Genomic DNA, 13,538 nt, shown 5'->3' on the forward strand with positions numbered 1-13,538 from the left:
TACATTTTAAGCGAATACGATTGACTGGAATTGGGCATAAGAACGAATAACTTTAGACAGTTCACTCATTTGCTGCAGTCGATTTTGTCGAATATTTTGATCCTCTGCCATAACCATGATGTGATCAAAATATTGATTAATTACTGGCTCAGAGCTTGCAAGCTCATCATAAGCAAGCTTGGCCTCACCTTTTTCCAACGCCTTTTCCACATTTACTTTCAACTCTTGATAATGTCTGAATAACACTTTTTCTTCTTCTTTTTCAAACAATGTTGGGTCAATTTCGATAGAAGCTTCAGCCTTCTTCGCGATATTTGTTACTCGACTTAGTGCCTCAACTACCTTTTTAAATGCCAAGTCTTGACGCTTTTCAGTAATAACCTTTGCTTTTTTCATTACAGTCGGAATATGACCTATCTCATCATTTAATACAGCATCAATAATATCATATTGAATTTCATTTTCTTGAAGAAGTGCCCTAACCCTTAATTTAAAGAATTCAACAAGTTCCGTTTGGATCTCTTCATAGTCACGCTTAAGCAGTTTCCTGTCTTTCGCAACATCTAAACTTACTTTTAGCAATTGTTCAAGAGTCACTTTTAAATTATGATCATGAAGCATTTGAACGATCCCCGCCGCTTGACGTCTAAGCGCATACGGATCTTGTGAACCTGTTGGAATTAATCCTATGGCAAAACAAGTTACAATCGTATCTAACTTTTCTGCTATGCTGACAACCGTCGCTTCAAGAGATGAAGGACTTGAATCACCAGCAGATCTCGGCTTGTAATGCTCATTAATACCTTTAGCTACCTCTTTTGATTCTCCAGCTAATTCAGCATAAACTTCACCCATTCTACCTTGTAGTTCAGGGAATTCGTTTACCATTTGCGTAACAAGGTCAAACTTACTAATCTCTGCAATTCGATTCGCAGTTTGCGCTTTTGCTGAATCAACATTAAGTAATACACTTAAATCGGTTACTAGCTTTTTAACACGTCGAACCTTATCTCCAACTGAACCTAGTTCCTCATGATAAACAATTTGCTCCAGACGTTGCAGCGCATCATTAATATTTAATTTTTGATCTTCATTATAGAAAAACGCCGCATCAGAAAGCCTTGCACGAAGGACTTTTTCGTTGCCTTTTGCTACGTTCTCAAGGTGTTGATGATCCCCGTTTCTCACTGTAATGAAATAAGGCAATAAGTCGCCATATTCATTTTCTACAGGAAAGTACCGTTGATGTTCTTTCATCGAGGTAATCAACACTTCTTTTGGCAACTTTAGAAAACCTTCATCAAAGTTTCCAGAAAGTGCAGTTGGATATTCTACTAAATGAGTTACTTCCTCTAAAAGGTCCTCATCAATCGGTACAATCCAACCGTTTCCTTCAGTCATTGATTCAATTTGATTTCGTATAGCTCTTTTTCGTTCAATTGGATCAGCAATGACATATTCACCAAGCAACGCTACCCCATATTCACTTGGATCACGTAACTCGATTTCCTTCCCAAGAAACCTGTGTCCATAAGTTTTCACACCCGTTTCAATTCCAGTAATTGAAAATGGAATGACCTCTTCGCCGTACAAGGTAACAAGCCATCTAATTGGACGAGCAAAACGGAGATCATTACTACCCCATCGCATATTTTTTGGAAAGTGTAATGAAACAATAAGATCTTTCAGAGCCGGAAGAAGGTCTACTGTCTTTTTCCCTGCGATGTATTTATTAGCATAGATATACTCTACTCCTTTAACTTCTTTAAAAAAGAGGTCATCAGTCGTAACACCTTGTCCACGAGCAAAACCCTGAGCTGCCTTTGACCAGTTTCCCTCATCATCATAAGCTATTTTCTTAGCTGGTCCCTTTGCCTCCTCGCTAATATCAGGCTGACTCTCACCAAGCCCCTCAAGGAAGATCGCAAGGCGCCTAGGCGTAGCAAACGTCCGGATGGAATCAAATGCTAACCGTTCTTCTTTTAGCCATGATTCAACTTTTTCTTTTAACTGTTCAATTGAACTCGTGACAAATCTTGCAGGTAATTCTTCTAAACCAATTTCTAGTAAGAAGTCTCGTTTACTCATTATCTTTTCCCTCCTCTTTTTTTAACATTGGGAATCCTAAGCGCTCACGTTCGTCATAGTATAATTTTGCTGCTGCACGCGCTAAGTTTCTTACGCGCCCAATGTAGCCGGTTCTCTCTGTAACAGAAATGGCCCCTCTTGCATCGAGCAAGTTAAACGTATGTGAGCACTTTAAAATGTAATCATATGCCGGGAAAACAAGTGACTCATCTAATGCTCTTTTAGCTTCCTGCTCATATGTTCCAAAAAGCGAGAAAAGCATTTGAGTATCTGAAATTTCAAATGTGTACTTTGAATGCTCATATTCTGGTTGTTTAAAAATATCTCCATACGTAAACCCTTCAACCCACTCAAGGTCGAATACATTTTCCTTATCCTGGATATAGGATGCTAGCCTCTCAAGTCCATACGTTATTTCTGCTGAAACAGGACTTGCCTCAAGCCCTCCAACTTGTTGAAAGTATGTAAATTGTGTAATTTCCATTCCATCAAGCCATACTTCCCATCCTAACCCTGCACAACCAAGGGTCGGATTTTCCCAGTTATCTTCCACGAAACGTATATCATGTTCTAACGGGTTGATTCCAAGCGCCTCTAAACTTTTCAAATAAAGTTCTTGAATATTATTAGGAGACGGCTTCATAATAACTTGAAATTGATGATGTTGATAAAGTCGGTTCGGATTCTCCCCATATCTTCCATCTGCAGGCCGGCGAGATGGCTCAACGTATGCTACATTCCAAGGTTCAGGACCAATTGTTCTAAGAAGTGTAAAGGGACTCATTGTTCCTGCCCCTTTCTCTGTATCATACGCTTGCATGATCATACAATTTTGCTTTGACCAATATTCCTGTAGCGTCAAAATCATATTTTGTACATTCACTATAATTTCCTCCTTAAATTTTCATGGTGACATTCGAGTGATTAGGCATAAGAAAAAGCTCCCATCCCTATGTCGTAATGACATAGGGACGAGAGCTCTTCCCGCGGTTCCACCCTAATTATTAAAGTCAAAGTAGACTTTAATCACTTTCATCGAATGTGCTCCGGAATGCCTTCCTTATCGTCTAGATCCCTAGCTCGCACTGTCCTAGGTTCGCTTTCTCAAGAGAGGATAAGTACTACTTTCCATCAATGCACCATATGTTATTAATAGCATCATATAAAACTTCAGCAAAAGTGTCAACATTCGAGCTAAAAATCACCCATCCGTTCCATTTGTTCAAGGAAACGTTTGGATTTTAACCTTAATCCTGAGTACTCATCATAATAAGCTGCTAACACTTCTTTTAGTTCTTGCTTTGTTTCTTTCTTTAACGATATTTGTCCAAGACGATGCAAATCGATATAAAAGAATAATCTTAGTAATCTTGCTGCATGAGCAGATAATTTAAACGCTTTTTCATCTCGATGCAAACATCGATGACACAAAAAACCAGCATGTCGAATGGAAAAGGCAACTGGTAATTCAGTAGAAGAACAGCTTACACATTGGTCTAGTTCTGGTTTTATCCCCGCAACAACAAGCATTTTCACCTCGTAAATTCTAAGCAACACATCAGAGTCAATACCTTCATTTAAATAATAGAGCGTTTGATATAACAATTCAAAGAGAAAAGGATTTTTACTTCTCTCCTCTGTCAGTTTATCTGTCATTTCAACTATGTAAGTGGCATAAGAGGCCCGAAATAAATCACTTCGAACCTCTCTAAAAGAATCTACTATATCTGCTTGATTGAGGGTACCAAGACCTTGACTTTTCTGGTAAACAAATGTGCCATAAATAAACAATTGTGAAGCAGCCGATAATCGATTTTTAGGCTTTTTTGCCCCACGAGACATAACACCAACTTTACCTAATTCTCTTGAAAATATTGTTAAAATTTTATTTGATTCGCCATAATCTGTTGTCCGAATCACAATGCCTTCAACTTTGTGAATCATACTTGTCACCACACGTCCTTTGTGAGGTGTCAACATACATTAATGTGTTGGAGCGTCGGATGTTTCGATATCCTCCATGTCTTCTTGTCTGAATTGATCGTCTGAATCCCGCTCTAATTCTTTCAACAATAAATACGTGTCCACATTACCTGTCATTGAAAAGACTTTCCATGAAAAATCGAGCATTTCAGAATCCACCTTTCTATAAAAGACTTAGACTTACGCTCTATACTTGTATGATGACCTACTTTCCTAGAATCATGATAAGGAAATATTGTTAATTAAATCTGCTTGACATTTGGTACTTCCATTTTTTGTTCGTCTACTATTATGATAATGAATTACGAATCAAAAAACAATGGATAGACGCCTAAGGGATTCAGTTTTGGATTAGAATTTTATAAATAACATACCAAAGAGCAATACTAATTGAGCTTTGATTAGTACTCAGCGATCTCAATTGAATGAATTGAAGCACCCTCCACTTTAGTTTTTACCGGTTTTTGGATAATGAACGACCAAATTAATTAAATTCCGTTGCTACAAGTCTTTCATCATGCTGATGAAGAACACTTCTTGGTCTATTTCGTTTCAATAGGTCCTTGATCCCGTTGATGAACGACCTTTCTAAGCCTTATTGGTTTTAATTTGTTCTTCATAGGGATACTTCTTAAATATCGTAGCAACAAAAAAAGAGCTCAAATCGTATGTGAATTTGAACTCCATTTATTATGTTTGCAATCGCTCCACTCGCTGCGCTCCTGTTAGGAGAAACCCAATCCTAACAGACTTAAAAGATTACGACGGGTTTGCTCTTTGCTCCTCGATTTACTTTCAAAGGAGTTGCTCTTGATTCTTGTTACGTGCGAACATGGTTGCGATGGCTACGCTCGCCGTGCGCCTTTTGAGAAGAGCGCTCAAAAGACTTAAAAGATTACGACGGGTTTGCTCTTTGCTCCTCGATTCACTTTCAAAGGAGTTGCTCTTGATTCTTGTTACGTGCGAACATGGTTGCGATGGCTACGCTCGCCGTGCGCCTTTTGAGAAGATCGCTCAAAAGGCTTAAAACATGACGGCGGCTTCGCTCATCGCTTCGAGTTCATAAAAAAAGGGAAGTTCGCCCTTTTTTTATGAACTCTAGTACTCATCTTCTCTAAATCCGAAATCTCTAAGGTGGGCGGGTTTGTTGCGCCAGTCTTTTTGGACTTTTACCCAGATTTCTAGAAAGACTTTTGAGCCGAGTAATGATTCTATGTCGCCTCTTGCTCGTTTCCCAACTTCTTTAAGCATTGATCCTTGTTTTCCAATAATAATTCCTTTTTGGGAAGAGCGTTCAACAATAATGGTTGCTCCAATATAAACAGTATCACTGTTTTCGCGTGTTTTCATTTGTTCGATATTCACAGCAATTGAATGTGGAATTTCTTCTCGAGTCAAATGAAGAACTTTCTCACGAATCAATTCTCCCACAACAAAACGCTCTGGATGGTCTGTTACTTGATCACTCGGATAATATTGAGGACCTTCATCTAGATATTCAGTAATTTGTTCCATTAATGTTGGCACGTTATTTCCTTGCAATGCAGAAATAGGAATTACTTCTTTAAAGTCATATTTTGTTCGATACGTATCAATAATCCCAAACAAATTATCAGGCGCAATCTTGTCAATTTTATTTATAACAAGAAAGACAGGAGTAGCCGTATCCTTTAGACGCTCAATAATAAACTCCTCACCTGATCCAAATGTTTCTGTAGCATCAACTACATATAAAACCAAATCTACTTCCCTTAATGTATTTTGCGCAACTTTCATCATAAAATCGCCAAGCTTATGTTTAGGCTTATGTATACCTGGTGTATCAATAAAAACAATTTGAGACTGATTACTCGTATAAACGCCTTGTATTTTATTTCGTGTCGTTTGTGGTTTATCTGACATTATTGCGATCTTTTGTCCAATTACATGATTTAATAGCGTTGATTTTCCCACGTTCGGTCGACCAATAATAGAAACAAATCCTGATTTAAAACCTTTTTCGTTATTCATCCATATCCTCCGCTGTAAATGCTCCAGGTAGCAACTCTGCTACCGTCATTTCTGTAATATCACCTTTTAAATTCGTCAATACGACAAGCGTGTCACGCGAACACAATTCAACCATCACTTGACGACAAGCTCCGCATGGAGAGACAGGCCTGTCCGTTCCTGCTACGATAGCTACCATTTTTACATTCTTATTCCCTTCCGAATACGCCTTAAACAAAGCCGTACGCTCAGCACAATTCGTAAGTCCATATGAGGCATTTTCGATATTAGCACCTCTATAAACTGAACCATCCTCCATTAGCAGGGCTGCTCCAACAGGGAAGTTAGAATAAGGCACATACGCTTGTTCCCTTGCCCGCTTAGCTTCAACGATTAATTGCTCTTTATTCATTATTTTCCTCATCCTTTCTTCTCGAGCGTACATGAACGACCATATCCCGTTCATTGTACTCCGTTTCCATATCATTTACTATGGCTTCTGGGTCAGGCGGTACAACGACACCACCAGAAATAATGAACTTTAACCCTTGTTCTACAGTCATATTTAAGACAATTACTTCATCTCTTGGAACGAGCACAAGCCAACCAGAAGTTGGATTTGGTGTCGTAGGCAGGAAAACATTAATACAATCTTTTGAAGTTACCCTCTGTGCTTCTCCTTTTGATTCTCCTGTTTGAAATCCGACCGTATAGAGACCTTTTCTTGGATATTCAACAAGTACAACGTTTTTAAACGAAGAACGTTCTTGCGCAAACGCATGAATGACTTGTTCTACCGAAGTATAGATAGAGTTTGCAATCGGAATTTTACGAAAGGAACGATCAATAGTACCAAATATTTTCATGCCTCTCCCTTGAATACGCATGGCTCCAACCCATGTTATAAGGAGGATCGTTAATATAAAACCAATTCCGAGCAGTCGTTCCGAGAAAGGAGTGTACACCCCAAGAAAATAGATGCGGCCCTCTTCTGTTGTGATAATATTCAATGCTTTTAACACATCTGTAATAAAGGACCCGAGAAATGCATCTACCAAGCCAAACAGTAATTGAATAACGTAAATTGTTGCTATTGCAGGCAACAAGAAGATAATGCCTGCAATAATATTTTTTTGAAATCTCTTCCACATAGTAGAGGGTACTCCTCTCAACCAGTTCTATAACAATTTAAGTATAGCCGGGATAAAAAGGATACATCCAATTGCCACTGCAAATAAACAATAGATGAAGACAGCAGCTGCCGCTATATCCTTTGCCCGTTTTGCTAATGGATGGTATTCTTCCGTTACAAGATCAACTGTACGTTCAATGGCTGTATTCATTATTTCTAGAGCAAACATACTAGCTATTACTAAAAGCAATACTACCCAATGCTCAACTGAAAATCGCAATAAAAATGCAGCAAACATAGTTACAATTGCTACTAACAAGTGAATCTGCATGTTCTGTTCATGTTTAAGAACGTATCTGAATCCCTGTGAGGCATAAAAAAATGACCTGAGTAACCTTTTAAAACCTCTTTTGTTTCTATCGTGTAAGCCCATAAGCAGTTAAAATGTCCTCTTGCCTTGAGAACATTTCCTTCTCATCGGCATCTGTCATATGGTCATATCCAAGTAAGTGAAGCATACCATGAACTGTTAAGAAGCCTAGTTCCCGCTCAAATGAGTGGCCGTATTCCTCCGCTTGCTTTTTAATGTGAGCAGATGAAATAATAATATCACCAAGGATATTAGGCATATCTTCTGCATAGACAACCTCAGGTTCATCTTCATCTTGTTCATTTAAAGCAAAAGAAATAACATCTGTTGGTTGGTCTTTATCCCGATATTCCCTATTAATTTCTTGAATACGTTTTTCATCTACAATTGTCACCGAGACTTCAATTTCCCCTTTTAATTCTTCCACTTCTGCCGTTTTCAAAATTACACACTCAATCAGTTCATGCTGATCTTCTGTAATACTGTTCGTCTCATCATTAAAATCCACAGTAATGTTCATCCTTTTTCTCCCTTCCTTTTACATCTTCCGGGTATTCGATACGTTGATGAAACGTTCCTTTTAACGTTTCAAGGATCGAAACAGCTATTTGGTCAAGTTCTTTTAACGTTAGATCCGATTCATCAAATTGACCATCTTCTAATTTATCTTGAATTATTTTTCGAACGAGCGCTTCAATTTTATCTGGTGTTGGCTTCTGTATCGTTCGTACCGCTGCTTCTACACTATCCGCAATTCCAACGATGGCTGAAACTTTTGTTTGCGCCTTTGGACCTGGATAGCGAAATTGCGACTCTGGAACCGGTTGGTCAGTATCCTTATTTGCTTTATGATAAAAATACTTTAGTAGAGTCGTACCATGATGTTGCTCGGCAATATCAATGATCTCTTTAGGCATCTTATACTCACGCAATAGATCCGCTCCATCATAAGGATGTGCGATAATAATAGTTCTACTTAATTGCGGAGAAATTTTGTCATGAGGATTTTCCATTCTCATTTGATTTTCAATAAAAAAGTGTGGTCTCTTTGTTTTTCCTAAGTCGTGATAGTAAGAACCAACTCGAGCTAGTAGCCCATTTTCGCCAATCGATTCACAAGCTGCTTCTGCTAAGTTCCCGACAACAACACTATGATGGTACGTTCCCGGGGCTTCAACCAATATTTTACGCAATAAAGGATGGTTAGGACTTGAAAGTTCAATTAATCTAGATGTCGATAAAATTCCAAACCCCGCCTCAAAAAATGGCAATAAGCCGATTGTTAATACCGCAGCTACAAAACCAGATAAAAAGGCAAATCCAACGTGCATCCCAATTTCAAACCAACCACTTTGAACGCTTTTCATAAATAATAAAGCAATGACAGCCACGATATTAATAGCTGAAACAAATAAACCTGCTCTTAAAATTCTAGAAATTCGATTAGACTTATCTAAAAAATAAGCACCTGCAAATGAACTAAATAACATATAAAAACCATAAGTAAAGTTGAACGTTCCTAAAGTTTCATTATTAAACATAATACTTCCAATAACAGCAAACATTATACCTGTATATAACGCAAGACGAGTATGAATGAGCAACGTAATAAGCATTGCTCCAATTGACACAGGTACAACAAATCCAATACCTTGAATTTCTAACCCTTCTAATAGGCTAGTAATTTTCATTAAAGATACTGTTACAATAAAAATTAACGTGTACATTAATAAATGGCTGTTATTTTTTTGTACGGAAGTTTGCGCTTCATTTACATAGTACGCCAACATACCCGTAATAAGCAAAATGAGCAAAGCTAATCCTATATATGGGAAAATATTGAAGGATCCGTCTAATAGCCCTACAATCCGAAGTTGTTCATAGATGTCATGATCAATCATTTCCCCTTCTTTTACAAGAAGTTGTCCTTCTCTAATTAGAACGGGCTCGACACTCTCCGCTGCCTCTTGTCTTAGTTGTTCAGTTGCATTAGCATCATATATGTAATTCGGAATGATAGCAAATTGGGCCACTTCAATCATGGCATCTAGAAGCCTACTACTTACAGTAGAAATAGCAATTTGGTTGCTAACTTCCTGTTTTGCATCAGCTAATTCTCGAATGGATATTCTCTCACTCATTACTTCATGTACAGCATTTGTTGTCGTCTCTTTTGCAATTTGCAACTGTGAATCTCCTGCGTCTAAAAGTGTAATGAGAGTTTGATCTGTAATCCCGTTACTCCTCCTTAAGGAAAGAACTTCTTTTATATAATCAATTTGCAACTCAATTAGTTCATCTTCACTTAAAGGCTCTTCTTCTAAATCGCGGTCGCCAACAAGTTCTTCTTCCATATTCTTTGCTTTATTAACAACTTCATAGATATCATCTACTTTCTTTACCTGATTTTGAGCATACTCTCGTTTTAAGTCATAAACAGGTCCAATCTCATCTATAGCTGCACTTCGCCGTTCCTCTGTAGCCGTTCTATGCTCGATTGTTATAGGTGAACGGATGTCTTTGTCAGCAATTTGAGAAAGACGAATATCCAATGTTTCTGGAATAACATTTCCTAACAATAATATATAAAGAATAAATCCAATCGTACAAAAAAGGATTGCGCGTATGTATTGATGTTCTCGAAGTCTTTTCCACCACTTCTGTTGATCAATGGTTGATCTTCTCTTCAAACAAATCACCTCATTTCTTCCTTTTCTTCATTCTCAAAAGGGAAGACCCTCTTTCATTAAGAGGGTCTTCCTATTAACGCCTCCTAAGGCAAGGCTTTCTTTTCCACATAATCCTATGTTCTTTCGATGAATTCTCTCTCATCAGCATCTTGTTTTTCATAGGCCTGTAAAATCTGTTGCACCAATGTGTGACGAACAACATCAGACTGTTGCAAATAAATAAATGCTATATCTTTTACTTTGTCCAAAATTTCAATCGCAACTTTCAGGCCGGATTTTTTGCCACGTGGCAAATCAATCTGTGTTAGATCTCCATTGATCACCATTTTCGACCCAAATCCCAGTCTAGTGATGAACATTTTCATTTGTTCACGAGTTGTATTTTGAGCTTCATCAAGAATGACAAAAGCGTCATCTAGTGTACGTCCACGCATATAAGCTAAAGGCGCTACTTCAATCGTACCTCTTTCCATCAACCTTGCCGTTTGTTCCATACCTAAAACATCATGAAGAGCGTCATAAAGAGGACGCAAGTATGGATCGACTTTCTCCTTTAAATCTCCAGGCAAGAAGCCCAAACTTTCTCCCGCCTCTACGGCTGGACGAGTTAAAACAATTCGCTTTACATGACCTTCTTTTAAAGCCGTTACTGCCATGACAACGGCTAGATACGTTTTCCCCGTACCTGCTGGACCAATTCCAAAAACCATGTCTTTTTTCTTTAAGGCAGAGACATAATGACGTTGACCAAGAGTCTTCGCAATAATCGGTTTTCCTTTGACATTCGTTGCAACTTTTTCATCATAAAGCTCAAGAAGCTCATCTAAACGATTATTTTCAGCTAATTGAGCAGCATATACGACATCTCTCTCAGAAATAGTTATCCCTTTTCGGATTAATTGTATTAAAGTTGTAATGATTTTGCGAACAATTTCTATCTTCTCTACATCTCCAGTAACGAGTACTTCCTCGCCACGTGTAACAAGCGTTACATCAAGATGTTCTTCTATTCGCTTCAGATGTCTGTCATGAGGTCCAATAAGTGCCTGTGTCTCATTGGCATTCTTGACTTCTAACTGTATTATTTTCGTTTCTGACAATAGACTCAATCTCCTTGAATAATCGGTTGCTCCGATGTAATATCTTCTATTACTTGGTAATGTATCCGTAAGTTTACTTTACCATTCTCAACAGTTTCGTGCAAAACTTTTTCTCCAATTATCTCCGCATCCTTTGGTAAATCCTTCGATAAATCAACACGGGCACGTTCCCTGGCAGCCCGAACAGCATCTTTCTTTGTATAAGTACGTTCAAATTGATCAGTTTCAAGAAAATCAGAACGTTTATAAGTTAATGGCAATGACCAATTAAAAAATTTGAAAGGTCTTTCGTGAACCGACTCCGTAGATTCTTCAAAATTAACTTTTCCATACCCCCATATTGGGATATCAAGCCCAGAAATCGAGAGATAATGTTTTGATTTCTTTTCCCCAGTTAATGTAGTAAACAGGGTATCTAACGGGATTGTCACTTCAGACTTGTACCAAATTTCACCAAATACAACGGCCTGAGCTGGAACCAACTCTTTTTCTTCATCTTCAGCGTCTTTTTTTCCTATATATCCGGAAACAAGGAGATCTCCTTCTCTAACAAAATCATTAGGCTTAACCATGGCTTGACCATGTTCAACAAAGATTTTACGGATGATCGCTTTCTTCGTTGCCACTAAATGTCTTGGACTGTAGCGGTCTGCCTCTTCAGGAAGTTGTTGTTCAACTACTTCAAACTCAAAGGTCGTCCCCTTTTGCCTAACACCAACCCATGTGGCCCCTTGAACTAACTCAGTGACATCTCTTTGAATAAGCTCAACACTCGGAAGAGAGAACTGAAATGCTCCACGCTTTATCCCCATTTCTGTTACTACTTGTCTAAGTTCATGCTCTACTTGCGGAGAAGCTCCCTTAATTTCAATCCCCCAAACCATATTTGACAGAACGAACATAATGGCCAAAAACCCCACAAGACCAGCAACAAACCCTGAGCGCGCCATGATTCTCCTTATTAAAAAAGGAAATCCACTCCGTTGAATAAACGACACTTTACAATTGGTCATTCGTAAAAATGGACGAATCCTTTTTGCATCGTCTACATCCATATAGCAAACAATTCGATTGTCGCCAATTTTTTTTATTTGCCATATCGAGATGTTTTCCTCAATACAACGATTAAGAAATCTTTCTGGATAATCACCATCTATTCTTACCCGTACATAGCCATGTAAATGGTTAGTCCAATTATTCTTCATTGTTGTTTTTCCCCCTTTAAAACATACGTATACCTAGCTACTTGCTATGTACGTGAATCATCTATATAAAGAACTTGATCAATGCGCCCTTCAAGTAGCAATTCTTCCGGTAAAATGGTTTTAATGACAAAGTTGTCACCCTTTATAAGTAATTGCCCCTGCTTAAGTAACAACCGGAGCTCTTGGTTGGAGAATCTTAATACACCGCGATGATTTTCAATGTATATATGCAATTGGCCGATCATTGTGATTCGCGGCAGGTCCATCATGACATCTGCAGGTAATTGCAGTTGCTTTGTCATCCAGTTCTTCATTTGTTGTCTCATTTTTTTCATATGTGAACCCCCTCTCCTCTAATCTTTATGATCAATGATGAATTGATATCACAACGAATCGAAGCCAAAACAAAAAAAAGAAGCAGTGCCTGATTGGCACTACTTCATGTAGCGTCTTCTTGAAAATGTATTATGAGGCTGACGCGCTCTCGGACGACCAAGCACTTCCGACCACACAACTGCTTTCATAGCTTCTTTATTTGATAGACGATTTAATTGGAGATCAAGACTACCACTCTGATGAGTTACTTCTGTCTCACTTCTTACTTCACGGTCTCTTTTAGAAGCTTTTTCTCTTTTTTGACGTAATTCATCATACCGATTTTGAATCTCTTGCTGCAATTTCTCTCGTTCAGAAGGTCCTGTTACTTGGACTTGTTCCACTTTAGGTTCTTGGCGACTTGGTCCTCGTTCAGGCTCCACTTCTTCTTGCTTAAATATCTCTCGCCAATCAACTTTTTCCTCTTGTGGTTGTTGCGGAGTTCTCTGTCTCTGCCCTGCTCCACGGTTATCTTGTTGCTGCTGACCGGCACCTGTCATTCGACCTAACATACTAATGATACCACCGACAATAACAGCTACAAAGATAAAATTCTGAGCAATAAACTCAAATAAACTTTCTAAAGGCACATTCATCTCCTCCTTT

Annotated in this window: 14 protein-coding genes; all 14 read right to left on the minus strand. The window is 38.4% G+C overall.

Going from position 1 to position 13,538, the window contains the following annotated elements:
* Positions 1–6 precede the first annotated feature (6 nt).
* The 14 genes from glyS to AC1FXP_RS06000 all read right to left on the minus strand — a co-directional run bounded on the left by glyS (position 7) and on the right by AC1FXP_RS06000 (position 13,522).
* A complete protein-coding gene (gene glyS / locus AC1FXP_RS05935; protein WP_480059345.1) occupies positions 7–2,088 on the minus strand; it encodes a glycine--tRNA ligase subunit beta in 2,082 nt (693 codons plus the stop codon).
* Positions 2,081–2,971 carry a glycine--tRNA ligase subunit alpha gene (gene glyQ / locus AC1FXP_RS05940; RefSeq protein ID WP_480059347.1) on the minus strand — a complete coding sequence of 297 codons (891 nt, stop codon included), beginning with the start codon at positions 2,969–2,971 and terminating at the stop codon, positions 2,081–2,083. Before glyQ ends, glyS begins: the two co-directional genes overlap by 8 nt.
* Positions 2,972–3,282: 311 nt before the next feature.
* Positions 3,283–4,032 carry a DNA repair protein RecO gene (gene recO, locus AC1FXP_RS05945; protein ID WP_480059349.1) on the minus strand — a complete coding sequence of 250 codons (750 nt, stop codon included), beginning with the start codon at positions 4,030–4,032 and terminating at the stop codon, positions 3,283–3,285.
* A gap of 39 nt (positions 4,033–4,071) precedes the next feature.
* Positions 4,072–4,218, minus strand: a complete 147-nt coding sequence (locus AC1FXP_RS05950) for a YqzL family protein (protein ID WP_480059351.1) — start codon at positions 4,216–4,218, stop codon at positions 4,072–4,074.
* A gap of 951 nt (positions 4,219–5,169) precedes the next feature.
* On the minus strand, positions 5,170–6,081 hold the full coding sequence (gene era / locus AC1FXP_RS05955; protein ID WP_480059353.1) for a GTPase Era: 912 nt from the start codon (positions 6,079–6,081) through the stop codon (positions 5,170–5,172).
* On the minus strand, positions 6,074–6,472 hold the full coding sequence (locus tag AC1FXP_RS05960; RefSeq protein ID WP_480059355.1) for a cytidine deaminase: 399 nt from the start codon (positions 6,470–6,472) through the stop codon (positions 6,074–6,076). The genes era and AC1FXP_RS05960 overlap by 8 nt, the downstream gene beginning before the upstream one ends.
* A complete protein-coding gene (locus tag AC1FXP_RS05965; RefSeq protein ID WP_480059357.1) occupies positions 6,465–7,211 on the minus strand; it encodes a DUF502 domain-containing protein in 747 nt (248 codons plus the stop codon). Before AC1FXP_RS05965 ends, AC1FXP_RS05960 begins: the two co-directional genes overlap by 8 nt.
* Positions 7,212–7,238: 27 nt before the next feature.
* Positions 7,239–7,625, minus strand: coding sequence for a diacylglycerol kinase family protein (locus AC1FXP_RS05970; protein WP_480059359.1), 387 nt, complete (start codon positions 7,623–7,625; stop codon positions 7,239–7,241).
* Positions 7,609–8,082: an rRNA maturation RNase YbeY gene (ybeY, locus tag AC1FXP_RS05975; RefSeq protein ID WP_480059361.1), complete on the minus strand. Its 474-nt coding sequence runs from the start codon at positions 8,080–8,082 to the stop codon at positions 7,609–7,611. The genes AC1FXP_RS05970 and ybeY overlap by 17 nt, the downstream gene beginning before the upstream one ends.
* Positions 8,060–10,261 carry an HD family phosphohydrolase gene (locus tag AC1FXP_RS05980; RefSeq protein WP_480059363.1) on the minus strand — a complete coding sequence of 734 codons (2,202 nt, stop codon included), beginning with the start codon at positions 10,259–10,261 and terminating at the stop codon, positions 8,060–8,062. Before AC1FXP_RS05980 ends, ybeY begins: the two co-directional genes overlap by 23 nt.
* 104 nt (positions 10,262–10,365) lie before the next feature.
* Positions 10,366–11,352: a PhoH family protein gene (locus tag AC1FXP_RS05985; RefSeq protein WP_480059365.1), complete on the minus strand. Its 987-nt coding sequence runs from the start codon at positions 11,350–11,352 to the stop codon at positions 10,366–10,368.
* Between the two features lie 5 nt (positions 11,353–11,357).
* A complete protein-coding gene (gene yqfD / locus AC1FXP_RS05990; protein ID WP_480059367.1) occupies positions 11,358–12,557 on the minus strand; it encodes a sporulation protein YqfD in 1,200 nt (399 codons plus the stop codon).
* Between the two features lie 44 nt (positions 12,558–12,601).
* Positions 12,602–12,892 carry a sporulation protein YqfC gene (gene yqfC / locus AC1FXP_RS05995; RefSeq protein WP_250096149.1) on the minus strand — a complete coding sequence of 97 codons (291 nt, stop codon included), beginning with the start codon at positions 12,890–12,892 and terminating at the stop codon, positions 12,602–12,604.
* Positions 12,893–12,991: 99 nt separating this feature from the next.
* The gene (locus tag AC1FXP_RS06000; protein WP_480059369.1) at positions 12,992–13,522 is read right to left on the minus strand and encodes a hypothetical protein; all 531 of its coding nucleotides are present in this window, start codon (positions 13,520–13,522) and stop codon (positions 12,992–12,994) included.
* Positions 13,523–13,538: the final 16 nt, after the last annotated feature.

It is taken from the genome of Halalkalibacter sp. HAAS-P013, assembly GCF_056619925.1.

Bases quoted from the DNA above. Each gene is read 5' to 3' on its own strand.
- glyS (WP_480059345.1), bottom strand. From the start codon at position 2,088: ATGAGTAAACGAGACTTCTTACTAGAAATTGGTTTAGAAGAATTACCT.
- recO (WP_480059349.1), bottom strand. From the start codon at position 4,032: ATGATTCACAAAGTTGAAGGCATTGTGATTCGGACAACAGATTATGGC.
- AC1FXP_RS05950 (WP_480059351.1), bottom strand. From the start codon at position 4,218: ATGCTCGATTTTTCATGGAAAGTCTTTTCAATGACAGGTAATGTGGAC.
- era (WP_480059353.1), bottom strand. From the start codon at position 6,081: ATGAATAACGAAAAAGGTTTTAAATCAGGATTTGTTTCTATTATTGGT.
- AC1FXP_RS05960 (WP_480059355.1), bottom strand. From the start codon at position 6,472: ATGAATAAAGAGCAATTAATCGTTGAAGCTAAGCGGGCAAGGGAACAA.
- AC1FXP_RS05965 (WP_480059357.1), bottom strand. From the start codon at position 7,211: ATGTGGAAGAGATTTCAAAAAAATATTATTGCAGGCATTATCTTCTTG.
- AC1FXP_RS05970 (WP_480059359.1), bottom strand. From the start codon at position 7,625: ATGGGCTTACACGATAGAAACAAAAGAGGTTTTAAAAGGTTACTCAGG.
- ybeY (WP_480059361.1), bottom strand. From the start codon at position 8,082: ATGAACATTACTGTGGATTTTAATGATGAGACGAACAGTATTACAGAA.
- yqfD (WP_480059367.1), bottom strand. From the start codon at position 12,557: ATGAAGAATAATTGGACTAACCATTTACATGGCTATGTACGGGTAAGA.
- yqfC (WP_250096149.1), bottom strand. From the start codon at position 12,892: ATGAAAAAAATGAGACAACAAATGAAGAACTGGATGACAAAGCAACTG.